The 20,077-nt window shown below is 69.2% G+C and carries 15 protein-coding genes and 1 pseudogene; 10 read left to right on the top strand and 6 right to left on the bottom strand.

The features are described from left to right. Positions 1 to 150 precede the first annotated feature (150 nt). The 7 genes and pseudogenes from BLQ73_RS07480 (at position 151) to BLQ73_RS07505 (ending at position 7,044) form a co-directional block, all read left to right on the top strand. Positions 151 to 1,440, top strand: coding sequence for a glycosyltransferase (locus tag BLQ73_RS07480; protein WP_093169612.1), 1,290 nt, complete (start codon positions 151 to 153; stop codon positions 1,438 to 1,440). 26 nt (positions 1,441 to 1,466) lie between these two features. Beyond that, positions 1,467 to 1,637 (top strand): annotated as a pseudogene (locus BLQ73_RS34490) (aldehyde dehydrogenase family protein); the annotation flags it as partial. After that, on the top strand, positions 1,614 to 2,081 hold the full coding sequence (locus BLQ73_RS07485) for an aldehyde dehydrogenase family protein (protein ID WP_275936268.1): 468 nt from the start codon (positions 1,614 to 1,616) through the stop codon (positions 2,079 to 2,081). The pseudogene BLQ73_RS34490 and the gene BLQ73_RS07485, both read left to right, overlap by 24 nt. 311 nt (positions 2,082 to 2,392) lie before the next feature. Next, positions 2,393 to 5,569, top strand: a complete 3,177-nt coding sequence (locus BLQ73_RS07490) for a sensor histidine kinase (protein WP_093169613.1) — start codon at positions 2,393 to 2,395, stop codon at positions 5,567 to 5,569. Further along, positions 5,566 to 5,988, top strand: coding sequence for a roadblock/LC7 domain-containing protein (locus tag BLQ73_RS07495; protein WP_093169614.1), 423 nt, complete (start codon positions 5,566 to 5,568; stop codon positions 5,986 to 5,988). Before BLQ73_RS07490 ends, BLQ73_RS07495 begins: the two co-directional genes overlap by 4 nt. Before the next feature lie 23 nt (positions 5,989 to 6,011). Continuing rightward, entirely contained in the window at positions 6,012 to 6,467 is a 456-nt protein-coding gene (locus BLQ73_RS07500; protein WP_093169615.1) for a DUF742 domain-containing protein, read from the top strand. Next, a complete protein-coding gene (locus BLQ73_RS07505; protein WP_245690868.1) occupies positions 6,448 to 7,044 on the top strand; it encodes a GTP-binding protein in 597 nt (198 codons plus the stop codon). Before BLQ73_RS07500 ends, BLQ73_RS07505 begins: the two co-directional genes overlap by 20 nt. Before the next feature lie 25 nt (positions 7,045 to 7,069). Here the strand turns inward: BLQ73_RS07505 and BLQ73_RS07510 are convergent, their stop codons facing one another. The 5 genes from BLQ73_RS07510 to BLQ73_RS07530 all read right to left on the bottom strand — a co-directional run bounded on the left by BLQ73_RS07510 (position 7,070) and on the right by BLQ73_RS07530 (position 11,550). After that, a complete protein-coding gene (locus BLQ73_RS07510) occupies positions 7,070 to 8,074 on the bottom strand; it encodes a methyltransferase (protein ID WP_093169617.1) in 1,005 nt (334 codons plus the stop codon). Continuing rightward, positions 8,071 to 8,838 carry an ABC transporter ATP-binding protein gene (locus BLQ73_RS07515; protein WP_093169618.1) on the bottom strand — a complete coding sequence of 256 codons (768 nt, stop codon included), beginning with the start codon at positions 8,836 to 8,838 and terminating at the stop codon, positions 8,071 to 8,073. The genes BLQ73_RS07510 and BLQ73_RS07515 overlap by 4 nt, the downstream gene beginning before the upstream one ends. 75 nt (positions 8,839 to 8,913) lie before the next feature. Next, the gene (locus tag BLQ73_RS07520; protein ID WP_245690869.1) at positions 8,914 to 9,759 is read right to left on the bottom strand and encodes an ABC transporter permease; all 846 of its coding nucleotides are present in this window, start codon (positions 9,757 to 9,759) and stop codon (positions 8,914 to 8,916) included. Between the two features lie 5 nt (positions 9,760 to 9,764). Next, positions 9,765 to 10,538 carry an ABC transporter permease gene (locus BLQ73_RS07525; protein ID WP_093169696.1) on the bottom strand — a complete coding sequence of 258 codons (774 nt, stop codon included), beginning with the start codon at positions 10,536 to 10,538 and terminating at the stop codon, positions 9,765 to 9,767. Positions 10,539 to 10,563: 25 nt separating this feature from the next. Continuing rightward, positions 10,564 to 11,550 (bottom strand): ABC transporter substrate-binding protein, encoded by a 987-nt coding sequence (locus tag BLQ73_RS07530; protein WP_245690870.1) that lies wholly within the window; start codon positions 11,548 to 11,550, stop codon positions 10,564 to 10,566. Between the two features lie 510 nt (positions 11,551 to 12,060). On the opposite strand from BLQ73_RS07530, the gene BLQ73_RS34495 reads away from it, so the two are divergent. The 3 genes from BLQ73_RS34495 to ffh all read left to right on the top strand — a co-directional run bounded on the left by BLQ73_RS34495 (position 12,061) and on the right by ffh (position 17,759). Next, the gene (locus BLQ73_RS34495; protein ID WP_093169619.1) at positions 12,061 to 15,375 is read left to right on the top strand and encodes a sensor histidine kinase; all 3,315 of its coding nucleotides are present in this window, start codon (positions 12,061 to 12,063) and stop codon (positions 15,373 to 15,375) included. Between the two features lie 69 nt (positions 15,376 to 15,444). Further along, positions 15,445 to 15,849, top strand: coding sequence for a DUF742 domain-containing protein (locus BLQ73_RS07540; RefSeq protein WP_093169620.1), 405 nt, complete (start codon positions 15,445 to 15,447; stop codon positions 15,847 to 15,849). A 326-nt stretch (positions 15,850 to 16,175) separates the two neighbouring features. Continuing rightward, complete coding sequence (gene ffh, locus BLQ73_RS07545) at positions 16,176 to 17,759, top strand: signal recognition particle protein (RefSeq protein WP_093169621.1); 1,584 nt, start codon at positions 16,176 to 16,178, stop codon at positions 17,757 to 17,759. A 553-nt stretch (positions 17,760 to 18,312) separates the two neighbouring features. Here the strand turns inward: ffh and BLQ73_RS32140 are convergent. After that, positions 18,313 to 19,473, bottom strand: coding sequence for a hypothetical protein (locus BLQ73_RS32140; RefSeq protein ID WP_093169622.1), 1,161 nt, complete (start codon positions 19,471 to 19,473; stop codon positions 18,313 to 18,315). Positions 19,474 to 20,077 lie beyond the last annotated feature (604 nt).

Raw genomic sequence — 20,077 nt, forward strand, 5'->3', positions numbered from 1 at the left:
GTTCTTGCATCGACGTTGAAAAGAAGTCCCCGTACCGCGCGGTGCCCGAAGCCGCGCGATCGCCGTACCACTCCATGGTGGCCGCGGAGTTGACCTTCACGCTAGTGCCAAAATTGAATCGACATTCAACAGATTTGGGTTGGAGTCACGATGTCTGAGCGACCCCTCACGATCCTGTTCATGCCCGAGAGCGCCTACGGCCCCACGAACAACTGCATCGGCATCGGAGACGTCCTCCGCGGCCGGGGCCACCGGGTCGTTTTCGCCGCCGAGGCGTCGTGGAAGGGCAAACTGACCGCGCTCGGGTTCGAGGAGGACCTGGTCGACCTGGCGCCGCCCGCCGAGGAGGAGCAGGACCCGGGGCAGTTCTGGAAGGACTTCATCCGCGACACCGCGCCGGAATACCGCAAGAGCACCAAGGAGCAGCTCGAAACGGTGACGAAGCCGATCTGGGAGGCCCTGATCGACGGAGTGAAATACTGCGAGCCGCAGCTCAAGGCCATTATCGGGCGCGTCCAGCCGGATGTCGTCGTCGAGGACAACGTCATCCTCTTCCCCGCGCTGGTGACCGCGGGCAAGCCGTTCGTGCGCATCGTCTCGTGCAACCCGCTGGAGGCCGGAGGCGACGGCGTCGCCCCCGTCTTCTCCGGGCTTCCCGCCGACGACCGCTCCGAGTGGGATGACTTCCGCGCGGAATACGACCGCACCCACCGCGAGATGTGGACCGCCTTCAACGAGTGGGCGGTCGAGCAGGGCGCGCCCCCGCTCCCCGACCTCGGCTTCCTCCCCGAGGGCGACCTGAACCTCTACGTCTACCCGGAGATCCTCGACTACACCGAGGCCCGCCCGCTGGGCGACACCTGGCACCGCCTGGACTCCTCGGTGCGCGAGACCGACGAGGACTTCCAGATCCCCGCCGAACTGGCGGCGACGGAGGGTTCGCTCGTTTACTTCTCCCTGGGGTCGCTCGGGTCGGCCGACGTCGAGCTGATGCAGCGCGTCATCGACGTGCTCGCGGCGACGCCGCACCGCTACATCGTGTCGAAGGGACCGCTCCACGCGGAGATCAAGCTCGCCGACAACATGTGGGGCGCCGAGTTCGTGCCCCAGGCCAAGATCATCCCACAGGTCGACCTGGTCATCACCCACGGTGGCAACAACACCACCACCGAGGCGCTGCACTTCGGCAAGCCGATGATCGTGCTCCCGCTGTTCTGGGACCAGTACGACAACGCCCAGCGTGTCCACGAGCTGGGATACGGCGTACGGCTGTCGACCTACTCCTTCACCGACGAGGAGCTGACGGGGGCGCTGTCGCGCCTCCTCGCCGACACCGACCTGCGCGCCCGCCTGGCCGCCGCGGGCGAGGAGATCCGCCGCCGCGACGGTCTGCGCCTGGCCGCGGACCTGATCGAGCGCGCGGGCCGCGCGGCCTCGTAGCACCCGGCCGCTCCGAGGCCGCCGTCCGCGAGGCCCGCACCGCCGCACGCGAGTGGGCCGAGCTGACACCCTCGGAACGATCCAAGGTCCTGCTGCGCCTCGCCGATCTGGTCGAGACGCACGCCGAGGAGCTGACCGCGCTGGACGTGAAGGAGACCGGCAAACCGGTGGCGGTGTTCCGCGACGGGGAGCTGCCGTTCGCCGCCGACAACCAGATCGCGGCGGGCGGAGCCCCGCTGCCGGGCCCAGGTTTCCCCTATCCGCCGACCCTGATCACCGGGGCAGGGCAGGATAGTGAGATCGTGCAAGGCGAACTTTTCGGTCCTGTGCTGGTGGCACTCCCGTTCGACGGAGAGGAGGAGGCGGTGCGGCTGGCCAACGACACCCCGTACGGCCTCACATCGTCGGTGTGGTCCGGCGACGTCTCCCGTGCGCTGCGGGTGTCCCACCACTTGGACGTGGGGGTGACCTGGGTGAACGACCACCTTCCGCTGGCGCCTGCGGCGGCGCACGGCGGCGTGAAGGGCAGCGGTTTCGGTAAGGACATGAGCCAGGAGGCGGCCATGGAGTACTCCGTGACCAGGCATTTGATGATCAAGCATGCCGCTCCCGCGGAGCGCGACTCCTTCCAGCCCGCTTAGTTGATCATGCAACCAGTGGAGATTTGTGGCCGAAAATCCCTATTTAGTCATCTCTAATGTTCTGTGTGCGGTTGGCCGATCTGGTCGGGGTGTGTTCCAATTACCCTCGCCTATGGACGTCTCCCACGTCCCGTGCGCCCCACGCGTGACTTGATCTCCGTGCACGCAAGGTTCGGCGAGAGGTTCGAAATTCAGTGAGGACGGAAACCCCCCGGAACTCCGCAGGTTCCGGGGCTGATGCAGGAGGCCCGGCGCCCAAGGCGGCGGCTCCGCCCGCCCCGGGAAGCCGCTTCCGGCTGGCGAACTGGCGCGTGCGGTCACGCCTTGTGGCCCTCATCCTCATCCCCACGGCCATCGGCGTGCTCATGACGGGTGTGCAGCTCGCCGACTCCGTCGAAACATCGGGGAAGTACCGCAGGATCACGCAGATCGCGGAACTGGCCGAGAAGCTCGGCGCGCTCACCCACGAGCTGGGCAAGGAACGCACCTACACCGCGTGGTACAAGGCCGACGACCACCGGGACAGCCGCCTGAAGAACGTCCAGGCCCAGCACGGCAAGGTCGACACGGTCGTCGCGGACGTGGTGAAGGTGGTCGACGAACTCGACGTCGACCACACCGCACGTGTCCACGCCGAGGTCGCCGAGGTGCACCGCTGGGCCAGGGGACTGCCGGGCCTGCGCCGACTGATCCTTGAAAAGACGGTGCCCGCCCGGGCGTCCGTCGTCATGTACACGCGGCTCATCGGCGACCTGCAGACGATCCAGCGCGAACTCGGCACCGACGGTGAGAACGAGCGGCTCTTCGCCAACGCCGAGGCCATGGGCGCGCTCAACCGGGTCAAGGAGGAAGTGGCCCGCCAGCAGGCCATCCTGCTGGTCGGCCTCGTCGCCGACCGCGGCGACCTCGACTACGACGACCTGGCGGACTTCCTCGGTTCCTGGAACACGCAGCAGGCCGAATCCGAGCTGTTCGAATCCAACGCCGCGCCCGAGGACCTGGCCTTCTACCGCGCCACCGTGAAGGGCCAGATGGTCAACGAGGCCGACGCGCTGAGACAGCGCGCCCTCGCCCAGCTCCGCGAATACCAGAAGGTGCACGACCTGGTCCGGTGGCGCCCGCCCGCGTACGACGTCCGGCTCTGGTACAACACCACCTCCAGCACCGTGGACCGTCTCCGCGAGGTCGAGCAGCGCGTCGCCGGTCAGATCGTCGCCCAGACCCGCGCGCTCCAGGACGGAGCCCAGGACACCGCGGTGTTCTCCGGTGTGCTGATCCTCATCCTCCTGATCATCGTCCTCGTGATCACCGTGGCCGTCGCCGGCTCGCTGGTGCGCCCCCTCCGCCGTCTGCGGGTGGAGGCGCTGGAGATCGCCGGCACCAGGCTGCCCGAGACCGTCCGTACGCTGCGGGAATCCGGCGATGCCACCGAACCCGACGTCGGATCGATCGGCGTCGCCTCCCGCGACGAGATCGGCGAGGTGGCGCGGGCCTTCGACGAGGTCCACCGGGAAGCGGTCCGGCTCGCGACCGAGGAGGCCCGCCTCCGCACCAACATCAACGCGATGTTCGTCAACCTCTCCCGCCGCAGCCAGACCCTCGTCGAGCGCCAGCTCACCCTGATCGAAGGTCTGGAGCAGGGCGAACCCGACGAGAACCGGCTCGCTGACCTGTTCAAGCTCGACCACCTCGCGACGCGCATGCGGCGCAACAGTGAGAACCTCCTGGTCCTCGCCGGCCAGGAGGCCGCCCGCAGGTGGAGCCAGCCCATCCAGATCGTGGACGTGGCCCGCGCCTCCCTGTCCGAGGTCGAGAACTACGAGCGGGTCACCCTCCAGGTCCAGTCAGGCGTCGCGGTCGCCGGCCAGGCCGTCAGCGACGTCGTCCACCTCCTCGCCGAGCTCGTCGAGAACGCGATCTCGTTCTCGCCGCGCGAGACCAAGGTCACCGTGGCCAGCAACCGCATCGAGGGCGGCGGCGTGATGATCTCGGTCAGCGACCTCGGCATCGGCATGACCCAGGAGGAGCTCGACCAGGCGAACTGGCGCCTGGCCCACCCGCCGACCGTAGACGTCTCGGTGTCGCGGCGCATGGGCCTGTTCGTGGTCGGCCGCCTGGCCCTGCGCCACGGCATCCGCGTCCAGCTCCGCCAGCAGGAGGCCGGCGGCCTCGCCGCCATGGTGCTGCTGCCCGACACCCTCATCGCGCTCCCGCCCGGCGCCCAGCCCTCGTCGGGGACCGGCCAAAGCGACTGGTCGCAACTCGGGGGGCAGCCCAACCCGTTCGAGATGCCGAACCCGTTCGACTCGCCGTTCGACACGATGTCCACGTCGGGCTCCTTCAACCTGGCCTCGTCCTCGGGCACGTACAACATGCCCGCCACCACCTCGGGCGCCTTCGACGTGTCGTCCACGTCCAGCTCGCTGTCCGTTCCGGCGCAGAGCAACCCCCTGGACGCCCCGGTGCTGGCCAGCCCCACCACCTTCGACCTCCCGGAGGCCACGAGCGACCCGTTCCCGGTGCGCGACCCCTTCGACGGCGACCCGTTCGACCGCCTCGCCGGCGGCGACCGCGACCCGTTCGAGCGCGCCCCCGGCGCCGACCGTGACCGTGATCCGTTCGAGCGTCCCCCGGGTGCCGAGCGCGACCCGTTCGAGCGTTCCGCGGGCGGCGAGCGCGACCTGTTCGAGCGTGCCCCGGGCACCGAGCGCGACCCGTTCACCTCGCAGCCCTTCGAGCCTCCGGCGTACGGCGGGAACCCGGTGGACACCGCCTGGCCGGGCACCCTGCCCGCCCCGGGAAGCACCTCCTGGCCCAACCTCGGCGACGACCGCGACAAGCCGACCGGCTACGCGGGCCTCGGCGGCCTGGCCGCGGACGACCCCCACCCCAGCGGTGGCTGGTCGGTGCCGTCGTCCCTGGACTCATCCCGCTTCGATGCTTTCTCACGCGCCGAGCCCGACGACCACACGGGCCCGCTGCCGAAGGTCGACTCGCCCATGGACGCGGGGGAGGAGGAATACCTCCCCATCTTCGCGGCGGTGGAAAGCGACTGGTTCCGCAAGGTCCAGCCGGGCGACCCCGATGCCGACGGGACGCCGGCCGACCTGGCCGGTCCGGAGACCACGGAGATCCCCGCGATCACCGACAGTCTGCCGCTCGGCGGCCCGCGGAAGCCGACGTGGTCGTCGTCCGCCGACGCCGGATGGCAGGCCGCGCAGGCGGCCTCCGCGCCGAGCATGGGAGGGACGACCTCCTCGGGGCTGCCCAAGCGCGTGCCGAAAGCCAACCTGGTGCCGGGAAGCGCGCCCGGCGCGGCCGAGCAGTCCGTCTCCGCCGCGCCTCCGCCGACGCCACTCTCGCCCGAGCGGGTGCGTAGCCGCCTGTCGAGCTTTCAGCAGGGTGTGCGCCAGGCCCGGGGTGAGATCAGCGGGGAGCTGCCGATTCCTCAGCACCCCGATCGTGAAGACAACAAGGAGGGCTTGTGAGGGAGCTGAGCCAGGGAGCTCGCGGGGTCAACTGGCTGATCACCGACTTCGTGAATAATGTGCCGGGAGTCGCCCATGCGGTCGTCGTTTCGGCCGACGGGTTGCCCTTGGCCTTCTCTGAGGGGTTTCCCAAGGATCGGGCCGACCAGCTTGCCGCCGTCGCGGCCGGGCTGATCAGCTTGACCCAGGGAGCCTCCCGGGTGTTCGAGGGCGGGCCGGTGACACAGACCGTGGTCGAGATGCAGCGGGGTCTGCTGCTGATCATGTCGATCAGCGATGGCTCCTGCCTCGGTGTGCTGGCCGCCCCGGATTGTGACATGGGTCTTGTGGCCTATCAGATGACGCTGCTGGTGGAGCGGGCCGGCCAGGTGCTCACCCCGGCCGTGCGCGCTGAGCTCCAGGCGTCACATCCCCGCTGATCCGGGGTGACAGGAGAACAAACATGGTGGGACAGAGTTGGGCTGGTGATAACGCGCCGCTGGGCAGTGGATCTCCGTATTCCCCGGCGGATGGTACGCACAGATACGAAGGTGCACAGCCCGCGGCGCCCCTGCCTCAAGAGCCGAGTTCCCTGGTCCGGCCCTATGCCGTGACCGGGGGGCGTACGGCTCCGCGGACCAAGCTGGCCATGGAAGCGTTGGTGTCGTCTGCGACGTCACCGCATCAGGATCTTTCTTCGTACACTCCGGAATATCAGGCGATCAGTTCGCTGTGCCGACAGGTGCGGTCGGTGGCGGAGATCTCCGCGATGCTGCGCATGCCGCTCGGCGTGGCGCGGATTCTGATCGCGGATATGGAGGCCGAGGGCCTGCTCCGCCTGCACCAGCCGAAGCTCGATGCGGGCAAGCCGGATCTCAACCTCCTGGAAAGGGTGCTCAGTGGACTTCGCAGGCTCTAGCCGGAGCGGAGGGCTCACTTCGACGAAAATCGTCGTTGCGGGCGGCTTCGGTGTCGGCAAGACGACCTTCGTCGGCGCGGTGTCGGAAATCCTCCCCCTCACCACCGAGGCCGTCATGACCGATGCCAGTGCGGGCATCGACGACCTCGGTCTCACGCCGAACAAGACCACCACGACGGTGGCGATGGACTTCGGCCGCGTGTCGCTCGACCGCGACCTCATCCTCTACCTCTTCGGCACGCCGGGTCAGCACCGGTTCTGGTTCATGTGGGATGACATCGTCAAAGGCGCCATCGGCGCCGTCGTCCTCGCCGACACCCGCAGACTGTCCGACAGCTTCCCGGCCATCGACTACTTCGAAGAGGCGCAGCTCCCGTTCATCGTCGGGGTCAACGGCTGGGACGGCCACTACCCCCACGCGGACGACGAGGTCAGGGAGGCGCTCACGCTCGCGCCGAACATCCCCATCGTCCGCGTGGACGCGCGGGTGCGGGACTCCGTGAAGATCACGCTGATCACGCTGGTCGAGCACGCGCTCGCCATGCGCATGGCCGTCCCCGGCTGGGGAGGAAGGTAGGCGCGCCCCCGCCGAGCCGTACGGCTCAGGCGGGGACCGCCTCGATCAACGCGGCTTCGCCGGGCAGATCGATCACCCGGCACAGCGACAGGCCCGCCTTGTCGAGCAGAGCGCCGTATTCCGACCGCGTGCGCTCGGTACCGTCCCCGAACAGCGCGAGCATGCGCATGTCGACGTCCTTGCCCCGGTGGGGCGAGTCGTCGTCGGGCAGGACGAACTCCAGGATGAGCAGCCGGGACGCGTCTCGCATCGCCCGCCGTACATTGCTCAGGATGCGCGTCGCGTCGCCGTCGTCCCAGTTGTGGATCACGGCCGCCAGCAGGTAGGCGTCCGCGCCCGGCGGCACCCCGTCGAAGTAGTCGCCCGCCGTGAACTCCACCCGCCCGGCGAGCCCTTCGGCCGCCAGCGCCTCCCGCGCGCCGGGAATCACCGACGGCAGCTCGAACAGCACCCCGCGCATGCCCGGGTTGGCGCGCAGCACCGCGGCGAGCAGGTGGCCCTGCCCTCCGGCCACGTCGACCATCGAGCCGACACCGGAGAAGTCGTAGCACCGCGGCAGCCCTTCGGTGAACGGCACCGCCCGCGCCCGCATGTAGTCGTCGAACAGGCGGCCGGACAGCGGGTTCTCCGCCAGGTAGCGGTAGAGCGGCCCGTACCGCTGGACGAACGCCGACCGGCCGTGTTTCACCGTGTTGGGAAGCATACCCAGCGAATACCAGAACGCCGGCTCGGCCAGCATGCGTACGGCGGCGCGCCGCGAGCCGGGCACCCCGGACCGCAGCGCGGTCCCGTGCTCGGTCAGTGCATAGACGTCGGTCGAGGTCCGCTTCACGACGCCGAACGAGGCGAGATGCCGCATCACGCGGCGGAGCGACGGCGCGTGCGCGCCGCACCGGTCGGCCAGCTCCGTCACGGGCAGCGGCCCCTCCGCGAGATGGTCGGCGCAGCCGAGCTCGGCCGCGACGGACAGGGACGCGAACCTCGACAGGTTCGACACGGCGTCCCACACGGGGTCTACATCGGAGTTCACTGTTCTCCTACGAGGTCAGGTCGTCCCCGGACCAGTCGTCCGATCTCCGAGCGCAGCCGTACGAACGCCTCAAGCTCTCGGGTCGCGATCTGGTCGCGGGGGGACGGCAGATCGACGGTCAGACTCTCGGTGACCGTCGCGGGCGACCGGGTGAGCACGACCACCCGGTCGCCGACGTAAACGCTTTCGTCGATGTCGTGTGTGATGAGCAGGATGCTCATGTTGTGGTTCGCGCGTACGGCGAGCACCAGATCCTCGAGGTCCTCCCTGGTCTGGGCGTCCACCGAGGCGAACGGCTCGTCCATCAGCAGCAGCGCCGGACGGTACGCGAGCGCCCGCGCGATGGCCACCCGCTGCTGCATCCCGCCCGACATCTCGAACGGGTACTTGTCCGCCGAACCGGCCAGCCCGACCTGGTCGAGCGCCGCGAGCGCGGCCTCTCTGCGCGCCCGCCGCGACATGCCCTTGCGGCGCAGCGGCAGCGCCACGTTGCCCGCCGCCGACAGCCACGGGAACAGAGACCGGCTGTAGTCCTGGAACACCACCGCCAGGTCGTCGGGCGTCTGCTCGACCGGCACCCCGTTGATGAGCACCTGGCCGTGGGACGGCTTGATCAGCCCGGCGATCGAGCGCAGGAGGGTCGACTTGCCGCACCCCGAGGGCCCGACCACCGACACCAGCTCCCCGTCGCCGACCGAAAGGTCGATGCCCGCCAGGACCTGCTGGTCACCGTAGGCGTGGGCCAGGTTCACTACCTTGAGCACGACCCTCCGTCCCTCCGTCCCTTCGTTCCACGTTCGCGTCCATGGTCATGTCTTCCGCGGTCATGTCGTCCGCGGTCATGTCGTCCGTGTGCCGCGGACGTGCCAGCTCAGAACCCGCCGCTCGACGAGCACGAACACGGCGTTCAGCACGTAGCCGAGCAGCCCGAGCAGCAGGATCGTCGCCCACACCCCCGGCGAGTCGAACCCGCGCTGGGCCTGGAGCAGCTCGTAGCCGATGCCGTCCGTGCTGCCCACCAGCTCGGAGATCACCATGAGGATCAGAGCGAGGGACAGGCTGAGCCGCAGCCCCGCGAAGATCTTCGGAGCGGCGGCCGGGAGCACGATCCGCAGGAGGCGCTCGCGCCGCCCGAGCCCGAACACCGCCGCCGTGTCCAGGTAGCCCCGCTCCACCGATCTCGCCCCGTCCATCGAGTTCAGCAGCACCGGCCAGATCACCCCGAAGACGATCACCGCGAGCTGGGTCTGCGTGCTCGACCGGAACAGCAGCACGAACAGCGTGATCAGCATCGGAGGCGGCACCGCCCGGGCGAAGTGGATCAACGGTTCCACATAGTGCGCCGCCGTGGCGGCCCGCCCGAGCGCGATCCCCGCCACCACCCCCACCAGCGACGCCAGCAGCCACCCGGCGAACATGCGGCCGAGACCGGGCAGCAGGTCGGCGATCGCGTCGTCGCTGAGGAACAGCCGTGTCGGAGGGCCCGACAGCCAAAGCTCCCGCATCCGGAGCACGATCGCCGAAGGCGGCGGGAAGTCGATGCTCGCCGCGGCCCTGGCCGCCGCCTCCCACGCCGCCACGACCACCGGCACCAGCCAGAACCGGGACACAACGGCCCACACGATCCGCAGCGGGCCGCCCCTGCGGGGCTCCGGCCGTACGGCGCCGGCCCGAGACTCGGCCACGGCCTTCACGTCACCGCTCCCGACCGCACGTGGTGCCAGCGGAACAGCCTGCGCTCCGCCGCCACCAGCGCCGTGTTGGACAGCACGCCCGCCGTCCCCGCCCACAGCGCCGCGGCGATCACCAGGTCCGTACGGTTGCCGCTGCCGGCCCGGATGACGAACACCCCCAGCCCTTCGGCGCCCCCCGCCAGCAGCTCCGCGCTGATCGCGAGGATGAGGGCGATGCCGGCCGACAGCCGTACGCCCGTCACGATGAACGGCGCCGTGCTCGGCAGGCTCACCCGGCACAGCACCGCCAGTCGGCCGAACCCGAAGCTGCGCAGCGAGTCCTTGGCCAGGGGGTCGACCTCGCGCAAGCCGTACATGGTGTTGATCAGGATGGGCCAGAGCGAGGCATAGACGATGACCGAGATCTTCATGAGGAAGTCATCCGGAATCAGCAGGATGGCGAGGGGGATGAGCGCCACGGACGGGATCGGGCGCAGGAACTCCAGCAGTGGCCGGGTGGCGCGCTCCGCCCAGGCGACCGTGCCGAGCAGCACGCCCGCCGGCACCGCGATCGCGATGGCGAGCGCCAGACCGGTGAGCCAGCGCGAGACCGTGCCGACCAGCCCCGAGGTGAACTCGGGGTCGGCGACCAGCAGCACCGCCTCCCGCACGACGACGGTGGGGGGCGGTAGGAGCCTCTCGTCCAGGTAACCGGACCTGACCGCCAGTTCGGCGACCGCGAGGAACCCCGCGACGCCCACCGCGCCGCGGACCAGCCGTGCGCCGGTCATCCGCGTGGATCCGCCGGCCATGAGGTCAGGGGGTGGAGGCGCCGGCGAGCAGCGTCTTCACGTCGAGTTTGCCGGTGAGGTAGCCGTATTCGAGCATCAGGTCCGCGACCCGCTGCAGACGCGTCTCGTTGAGCGTGGTGGGGAAGGTCCCGAGCGTGATCACGGCCGCGGTCTCCTGCTTGATCGAGGTATAGGTCGGGACGATCGCCTCGACCTCCTTGCGGTCGTTGGCCGCGAGCTGCTGCCCCTTGGCCAGAGCCCGCTGGAAGGCGGCCAGGGTTTTGGGGTTGTTCTTCGCGAACTCGTCGGTCGCCATCCACCCCGCGATCGGCAGGTCGGCGGTCTGCCCTGTCATGGTGTCGGCGAGCTTGCGGAAGCCGAACTGGGACTGCGTGGCCGTGATGAAGGGCTCCGTCACCCAGGCGGCGTCGACCTGGCCCTGGGTGAGCGCCGCGCCCATCTCGGGGAACGGGTATTCCTTGAAGGTCACGTCATCGGCCTTCAGCCCGGCGACCTTGAGCGTCGCGGTCACGGCGAGTGTACCGATGTTGGTGAGGGTGTTGACCGCGACGGTCTTGCCCTTGAGGTCGGCCGCCGTCCGGATGGGGGAGTCCTTCGGAACCATCAGGTTGAAGGTGTTCGGGGCCGCCTGGTAGGCGTCCGCGATGAGTTTGATCTTCTCGCCTTTGCTCACGGCGAGGAATGTGGATACGTAGTTCGTCTGGGAAATGTCAAGCGAGCCGTTTTTGATCTTGGGGAGCGCCGCCGCTCCGCCCGCGATGATCGAGGTTTCGACCTCCAGACCCTCTTCTTTGAAGAAGCCCTTCGCCTTGGCGATGAAGAGCGCCGCCGGATCGGGAATAGGAAGTGCGCCAACCTTTAATGTGGTTTTCTCCAGCCCGTTTCCCGACGCCTGTCCTGCCGAAACTTCACCACTTCCGCTGCACGCCGTCAATGCGAGAGTGAGTCCGAGGCCGGCGATGTAGGCGATCGCTTGTGATGTTCGTCTCATGCTTACTCCTTGGATGAGAGTGAGTCGTCTTTTCCGTGACATGCCTGGTGGCATGCGGTGACGGCAGGCATGGCCGTGGCGAACAAAGATCGAACTGTATCGCGATATAGCTGGATATGTGCAGTGGGTGGAGCATAGTCAGTTTGGCGGCTGCATAGAAATGTGTGGGACTTATGGCCGCTTGGCGCGTTCTAACGGGTGGAATGTCCGAAAATATTTTCGTTTAATGTGGAAGCGCAGTCGGGGGACCCGCCTCACCGCACACTGCTCGCACTGATTAATTGGAACGCTTCAAGACTTGCGGCGTGTCTAGAGAAGGTAGGAGGCTTGTGCTCAAATTGCTCCCCCGGCTCGTCTGCAATCACCCGCGCCCGGATAACGGGTCTCTGGAGTGCGCTTCCCAACCGCACCGTCGGAACACGCCTCCACGACGCGCCTTCCGGACGTGGGCTTTCGGAACGCAGGTCGAGTTCCTTCCTCCGGCGGACAGCCCGTGAGAGGTTGTGACCATTGAGGACCGCAGCGAACTCGAACGCGGCGAACGTGAACGCGGCGAACGTGAACACGGCGAACCCGAACTCGCCGACACCCCAAGGCGCCGCGGCGACCACGCCGCCCGCCGGCCCCCCGCCGACCGGAAGGAGACCCCGCAGGCCCCTCGATCCGGGCAGCCGGCTCACCCCGCACAACTGGCGGGTGCGCACCCGGCTGATCGCGCTCATCCTGGTTCCGACGGCCGTCGCCGTACTCCTCGGCAGCCTGCGGGTGTTCACGTCTATCAGCAGCGCCGCAGAGTACGGCAGAGCCGGCGCCGTCGCCGAATTCGTCGGCGTGCTCGGCGACCTGTCCCACGAACTCGAATACGAGCGCGACCTTTCAGCCAGATACGTCGCCGCGGGCCGCAGGGACGGCGAGAAACGCCTCGTCGCCGAGCAGCGCGACGTCGTGGACGGCTCGATCGAACGCGTCAAATACCAGTCGGGCCTCGTGGGCGACGCTCTCTCCCAGGGCGGCAGGGACAGACTGCGCCACGTCATCGTGCGCCTGGACGACCTCGCCTCCATGCGCGCCACCGTGACCGGCAGCCAGATGCCCGCCCTGCCCGTCGTCGAAAAATACTCGCTGGTCGTCGATGAGATCATCGGCCTCTACGACGAGATCGTGCAGGGCACCGGAGACGAGTCGCTGAGCTCCACGGGCGCCGCCCTCGCCACCCTCGCCAGAGCCAAGGACCAGGCGTCCAGACAGCGGGCCGTGCTGGCGATGGGAATCGCCACCGGCCGCTTCGAACCCGCCGAACACGCCGCCTTCGTGCTCGCCCGGTCACGCCAGGGCAGCGAACTCGAATCCTACGCCGTCGTCGCAGGCCCCATCCGGCGCCAGCTGTACAGCGACACCGTCTCCGGCCAGGCCATCGACCGCGCCGCCTACCTCAGCGAACGCGCGATGGTCCTCCACGACGAGGGACGGTCGCTGCGCTCCCTCGACGCGACCACCACCGACGACCTCGACCTCTGGTTCGAGGCGATGAACGAGACGCTCGCCCGCATGTTCACGGTGGAGAAGAGACTCGCCGACGCGCTGGTCGAACACAGCCGCTCCGTCCAGGGCAGTGACACCGCCCTCGCCCTGATCAACGCCGTCGTCATCGCCGCCCTGATCGTGCTCGTCCTCATTACCACCCTGTTCATGGCGCGCTCCCTGGTCACCCCGCTGCGGCGGCTGCGCAGCGAAGCCCTCGAAATCGCCGGCGTGCGCCTCCCCACCCTCATGCGCGAGCTCCGAGAGCCGACCACACGCGTCGACTCCACCAGGATCGAACCCATCGGCGTCATGTCCGCCGACGAGATCGGCGAGGTCGCCCGGGCCTTCGACGAGGTCCACCGCGAAGCCGTACGGCTCGCCGGAGAGGAATCCCGCCTCCGCGGCAACATCAACGCGATGTTCGTCAACCTCTCCCGCCGCACCCAGACCCTGGTCGAACGGCAGATCACCCTGATCGACGGCCTCGAACAAGGCGAACGCGATGAAAAGCGGCTTGACGACCTGTTCAAGCTCGACCACCTCGCCACCCGTATGCGGCGCAACAGCGAGAACCTGCTCGTCCTCGCGGGCCAAGACCCTCCACGGCGATGGACCAGGCCCGTCGAACTGGTCGACGTGGTGCGGGCCTCCCTCTCCGAGGTCGAGAACTACGAGCGCGTCAACATCCGCGTCCCCTCGGTCGTCGCGGTCAATGGCCTCGCCGTCAACGACGTCATCCACCTGGTCGCCGAACTGGTCGAGAACGCGATCAGCTTCTCCCCGCGCGACACCCACGTCGTCGTCACCGCGAACCGGATCGACGGCGGCGGAATCATGCTGCTCATCATCGACTCCGGCATCGGCATGACCGACGAGGAGCTCGCCAACGCCAACTGGCGCCTCACCAACCCGCCTAACGTGGACGTCTCGATCTCCCGGCGCATGGGCCTGTACGTCGTCGCCAAGCTTGCCCGCAGACACCAGATCCGCGTGCAACTCAGGCCGCACGATGGCGGGGGCCTCACGGCCATGGCCCTGCTCCCCGACTCGATCATGGGCGTCGGCACGGCCCCCATGTTCGGCGGGGGACTCGGCGGGGGACAGGGGGGCGACCGCGGCCTCGCCGCCATCGACACCGCGGGCGGCCCCGGCAGCATGCGCGGCACGCGCGACACAGGCGGGGCGGCCGGCGCAGCGGGCTCAGGTGGCCCAGGCGGCGGGGATAGGCGGGGTGGTGGCGGTGGCGTCCGGCCGGAGTACACCCCGGCCGGCGGCCTCGCGTGGCCCCCTCGGGCCGACGACTCCGGGTCGTGGAACTTCTCGCCCGAACAGGTGCTCTCCGCCCCGCCCGCCACGGCCATCCCCCCCGCCCCCCCGCCCTCCGGCACCGACTCCCCGTCCCCCACCACCTCCCCGTCCGGCGGCCCGTCCGGTGGTGCTTTCCCGCCGGACAGGCCCGACCTGTGGGCCAACGCACCCGACCGCTGGGCGACCACCGGCCCGCACGACCGCGGCCTGTACGGCACCGGCCCCCTCAGCACCGCCGGCCTCCCGGACCTTTCCAGCCCTCTTCGCGGACTCGGCGACCAGGACGACGCCACCGGACCCCTGCCCCCGCTCCCGCCAGACCCCAACGCGCCCGCATCCGCCACGGCCACCGCCTTCACCAGACGCCTGCCCCCGCCCGGCCTCCCCACATCCAGACCCTCACCTTTGGACGACGAGGAGGAATTCCTCCCGATCTTCGCCTCCATCGAGTCCGCCTGGTTCCGCCGGCCGCAACACGGCGGCGACCCCGGAACCGGAACCGACCCCGGAACCGGAACCGGAACCGACCCCGGAACCGGAACCGGCACCGGGCCTTCTGGTGAAACCCCTGGCCGCAACCCCGAGGAGGACATCGGGGCAGGTCCCCGGGGAGACATCCGTACAGGCGTCGACGGCTGGCAGAACACCACCGCCGACCTCGGCTGGCACGCGGCGGAGGTCGTCAAAGCCCCGCTCAACGAGGGCTCCACCACCGGAGGGCTCCCCAAGCGCGTTCCGCGGGCCAACCTGGTGCCGGGCTCCGCCGGCGCCCCACCGGTCCGCACCGCATCCCCCGACGTGTCGCCCGAACGCATCCGGAACCGGCTCAGCGACTACCAGCAGGGCATCCGCGCCGCCCGCGCCGACATCAGCGGCGGCGCCCTGCCGGCCACCGGCGACGGGCCGACACGACACCAGCAACGCCGATCCGACGGGTCGAGCGGCCACCGCGCCGGCCCGCCGCCGGAGACACGGAACGAGGAGGACAGGTGAGGCACCAGTCGATCGCCACCGCTTCACACGGCAGCCCCGCCACCCGAACACCGCGAACCGGGTGACCCCATGACGGGGCAGGGATGGAGTGACGAAAGAGACAACGACCAGGTCACCGGCGACCCGTCGTACACGGAGCCCATGTCGCCGGTCCGCCCCTACACGGTGACGAGAGGCCGTACGGCACCGCGCACCGACCTCGCCCTGGAGGCGCTGGTGTCCTCGGCGACGTCCGCTCCTCCGGAAGCAGCCATGAGCACCCCCGAGTACCAGGCGATCAGCCTGCTGTGCCGGCAGGTGCGGTCGGTCGCGGAGATCTCCGCGCTCCTGCGCATCCCCGTCGGGGTCGCCCGCGTCGTCGTCTCGGACATGGCCGCAGAAGGGCTGGTCCACGTGCACCAGCCGCAGCTCGACGCCGGGCGGGCCGAGCTGAGCCTGCTGGAACGCGTGCTCAGCGGGCTCCGCAGGCTGTAGTCGCGGGACGGTGTCCGTAAGGCGTCCCGGGTCGCCTCGCCGGGTCGCCTCGCCCGGTCGCCTCGCCTGGGCGTCCCCTCGCTGGGAGGGCTCCCGTCGCTGTGTGCCGCGAACCGACACCGTGCGCGGCGATCGGAGGGGACTCACCGGCGGTGCCGTACGCGCAGGTCGGAGGCTTCGCGGCGGCGCTTCGGGGGTGATCCGCACCGCCTGCTCGGACCGGCCCTTTCGATCAGGGGAGTCCTGCGGATGCCACGAGCGGATAGGCTGGGAAGCCAAGTCGCTCACCAACCAGGATCTTTTCGCTTCGAGGGCTGGCCAATCACGTGTTCGAGACGCTTTCCGACCGGCTGACATCGGTCTTCTCCTCTCTTCGCGCCAAAGGACGGCTGTCCGACGCCGACATCGACGCCACATGCCGCGAGATCCGCATCGCGCTGCTTGAGGCTGATGTCGCCCTTCCCGTGGTCAAGGCGTTCGTCGCCCAGGTCAAGGAGCGGGCCCGCGGCGCGGAGGTCTCCCAGGCGCTCAACCCCGCACAGCAGGTCGTCAAAATCGTCAACGACGAGCTGATCCAGATCCTGGGCGGTGAGACCAGGCGGCTCCGCCACGCGAAGACCCCGCCCTCGGTGATCATGCTCGCCGGCCTCCAGGGCGCGGGCAAGACCACCCTGGCCGGCAAGCTGGCCCGGTGGCTCCGCGAGCAGGGCCACGTCCCGCTGCTCGTCGCCTGCGACCTTCAGCGTCCCAACGCCGTCCAGCAGCTCCAGGTCATGGGCGAGCGCGCCGAGGTCGCGGTCTACGCCCCCGAGCCCGGCAACGGCGTCGGCGACCCCGTCGAGGTCGCCCGCCGGTCGATCGACCACGCGGTCCGCCAGCAGCACGACGTCGTCGTCATCGACACCGCCGGCCGTCTCGGCATCGACCACGAGATGATGCGGCAGGCGGCCGACATCCGCGCCGCCGTCGACCCCGACGAAGTCCTGTTCGTCGTCGACGCCATGATCGGTCAGGACGCCGTCACGACCGCCCAGGCGTTCATGGACGGCGTCGGCTTCGACGGCGTCGTGCTCACCAAGCTCGACGGCGACGCCCGAGGCGGTGCCGCCCTCTCCGTTCGGCACATCACCGGCAAGCCCATCATGTTCGCCTCCACCGGCGAAAAGCTCGACGATTTCGATGTCTTCCACCCCGACCGGATGGCGTCTCGCATCCTGGACATGGGTGACATCCTCACCCTCATCGAGCAGGCGCAGCGCACCTTCGACGAGCAGGAGGCCGCCAAGGTCGCGGGCAAGCTCGCCTCCGGTGACAACTTCACGCTTGAGGACTTCCTTGAGCAGATGATGATGGTGCGCCGCATGGGCCCCATCAAGAACCTGCTCGGCATGATGCCGGGCATGGGGCAGATGCGCGATCAGCTCAACGAGATCGACGACCGCCACCTCGACCGCATCGCCGCCATCATCCGCTCCATGACGCCCGCCGAGCGCACCGACCCCAAGATCATCAACGGCTCTCGGCGCGCCCGCATCGCCAGCGGCTCCGGCGTCACCGTGACCGAGGTCGGCAACCTCGTCATCCGCTTCTTCGAAGCCCAGAAGATGATGAAGCGCGTCGCCGGCGGCATGGGCATCCCCGGCATGCCCGGTGGACGCAAGGCCAAGGCCGCCCAGCAGAAGAAGGCCAAGAAGGGCCGCCGCGTCAGCGGTGACCCGCGCAAGGCCGCCCTCGGCAAAGCCGGCGCCGCCGCCGGCGCCGCCGCCGGCGGCTCCGACGGCCCCGACGGCCAAGCCCCCACCCCGCCGGGGCTCGGCGCCCTCGGCAACCTCGGTGGCAAACTGCCCCCCGGCCTCCAGCTGCCCCCCGGCTTCGACCCCTCCAAGCTCAACTTCCCCAAGCAGAAGTAGTAGCCTGGCGCGCAGGCCCCCGTGGCACCCACGGGCCCTGCGCGCCCATACCCGTGCGGCCCACCGGCCATTGGCCCCTGCCCGTCCGCCGGGCCCTGACCCCGACGTGCGGATTCCCCGTTCCCCGGTTCGCCGGAGTGTCCTCCGGCGTGCCGGTCAGCGCGCGGGGTCACTCGGGCGTGGGCCTGGCCTGTACGGCGGCCTGGGCCCGTGATGCCATGCCCCCGGCCCACTGGGCTGCTTTACCCCGTTTGACCCACCGGTCCCGCCGGTTGTCACGCTCGCCCAGGTCATGGGCCTACGGTGATGTGACGTGGCCTGCCCGGCCGGGTGACGGGGGGCCGGAACGGCGTCCGGCGAAGCCGTCGGCGTCTGTATGCGCTTTGTGCGCTCATGTGCTTATGTGCTTATGTGCGGCGGCCCGGGCCCGACGTGTCGGGCCCGGGCCTGGTCGTCGAGGACTGCTTCACCGCCGTCATCCATCGGGCTCTGGCCGTACGGCTTGGGAAGGCGGCTCCCACGCTGGATGTCCGGTACGGCGGCAGCCGTACCGTCAGGCGGATCCTGGACGATCGTCGCGGCGTCGGCGGCGTGCGCCGATCAGGAGGGCGGTGCCGACAGCGAGGGAGGCGAGGCCGAGGGCCCCGACGACCACGATGGGGGCGCCGGTGAAGGGCAGTTCCTCGCCGTGCAGCAGGAACGCCCGGTTGTCGTATTCGCGTGTGATCTCCTCACGCGTCTCCTCCACGTGGCCGCTGACGCACTTGCCGTGGCGGTCACGGCGGCCCGCGCAGTGGCTGTGCTCCGGCCTGGGCAGGGGGGTGGGGGTAGCGGTCGGCGTGGGTTTCGGTGTCGGTTCCGTCGTCGGGGTGGGGCTGGGAACGGGCGTGGGGGTGACCACCAGCGTCGGTGTCGGTGTAGGTGTGGGTGTAGGCGTGGGCGGCGTTGGCGTTGGCGTGGGCGGCGTTGGCGTCGGTGTGGAGGGAGAGCCGCAGGTCGCCCGAACGGCGCCGAGCGTGACATCGGCGAGGGGCCCCTCGTAAAGCGGTTCGCCCGTGGTGTCCAGCAGCCGTGCCCTGACGGCGATCTCCACCTCCGCTTCGGCGGTGGTCTCCGGCGTTGTGTTCCGGGTCTGGTCGAGAGTGACCGTCAGTGTGCCGCTGCCCACGCTGGGATAACCCAGTTGCGAGCCGGTGACGGGAATTTCGGTAACGCCTTCCGAAACCACTGTGCCAGCGACAACGGGGACATTGACCGCAGTCGTCGCCTGAGACGCCGAAGGCGGGGCGCAACGGGCGAAGGTGTGCAGTGTGGCCACGCTGATGAGAGTTGGTCCGCCGACTTTGAGGCGTACGCTTATCGCGTTGAGAGCGCTGTCGCCCTGCCACGTGTTAACCGACTGATTTCCACTCGTCGAGCCGGTTTTCGTGGCTATTGTGACAAGGTTCTGCACATTGTCCGGGTCGATCGTGAAGTCCGTCGTGTGTGTTCCTCCAGTGGCCCCGGTCGTGGCGATTCCCCACGTGCCGTCGAATCCGGGTTGGGGTAGAGCCGGGATGCTCTCCACGTGCAGGCGGACGGCGGTGCTCGAGGACGACTCGCCGGCCGCGTGAACGGGGGCTGGTCCGAGGAACAGGGCGAACGCCGCGGTTCCGGCGGTGCCGACGGCGGCGGTGAGCGGCCAGATGAGCGGACGTGTGGCAGTACGTTTCATGGTTGATCCCCCTTGCCCTGCATTAAAGAGAGTTTGCGACTGAGGCCGTGTGGGTTGACACGCGTGGCGTCGCGGAATTACCGGGCGTAGGGAGAAGTTATACCGAGGGTGCCGGATTCTTGGGTGGTGGCTGTGTTTCGTGTCGGCTTTCCGGGCCGGTGCGGCATTCTGCGGCGACCGGGCTGGTTAAAGGGAGAGGGTGGGGATATGTCACCCATTTCTCCGTTCTGGTCTCCTGGGGTGTTTTGCTGAGAAGCGACGTCGACGGGTGAGATCGGTGGCATCGCGAGGCCTGGGAAATGGACGACTGGCGGGGCGGAGGGTGCCCGGGCCTGTGCCGTAAAATGTAAATGTCTTTCCCCCGGGTGCTTTCAGGATGGTTGGTGTGGCGCTGAGGTGCGCGCGGGGGAAGGACGTGCTTTCGGGGCCCTTGTGAGGCCGGCCGTGCCGAACGGCGGGACGATCCTTGATCGAGGCCCGCGGTGATCAGGGGAACGGTTCGGTGGCACCCCCGTGCATCTGGCAGAATGGTGCGCTGGAACATCGTGGCCATGCGGGTGCCCTCTCACCCCCGCTGGATCGCGCCTGTCCCCGGGCGGTCTCG

This window comes from Sinosporangium album (assembly GCF_900100605.1).
Taxonomy (GTDB): Bacteria; Actinomycetota; Actinomycetes; order Streptosporangiales; family Streptosporangiaceae; genus Sinosporangium; species Sinosporangium album.

Bases quoted from the DNA above. Each gene is read 5' to 3' on its own strand.
- BLQ73_RS07500 (WP_093169615.1), top strand. From the start codon at position 6,012: ATGGTGGGACAGAGTTGGGCTGGTGATAACGCGCCGCTGGGCAGTGGA.
- BLQ73_RS07530 (WP_245690870.1), bottom strand. From the start codon at position 11,550: ATGAGACGAACATCACAAGCGATCGCCTACATCGCCGGCCTCGGACTC.
- BLQ73_RS07540 (WP_093169620.1), top strand. From the start codon at position 15,445: ATGACGGGGCAGGGATGGAGTGACGAAAGAGACAACGACCAGGTCACC.
- BLQ73_RS07480 (WP_093169612.1), top strand. From the start codon at position 151: ATGTCTGAGCGACCCCTCACGATCCTGTTCATGCCCGAGAGCGCCTAC.
- BLQ73_RS32140 (WP_093169622.1), bottom strand. From the start codon at position 19,473: ATGAAACGTACTGCCACACGTCCGCTCATCTGGCCGCTCACCGCCGCC.
- BLQ73_RS07525 (WP_093169696.1), bottom strand. From the start codon at position 10,538: ATGACCGGCGCACGGCTGGTCCGCGGCGCGGTGGGCGTCGCGGGGTTC.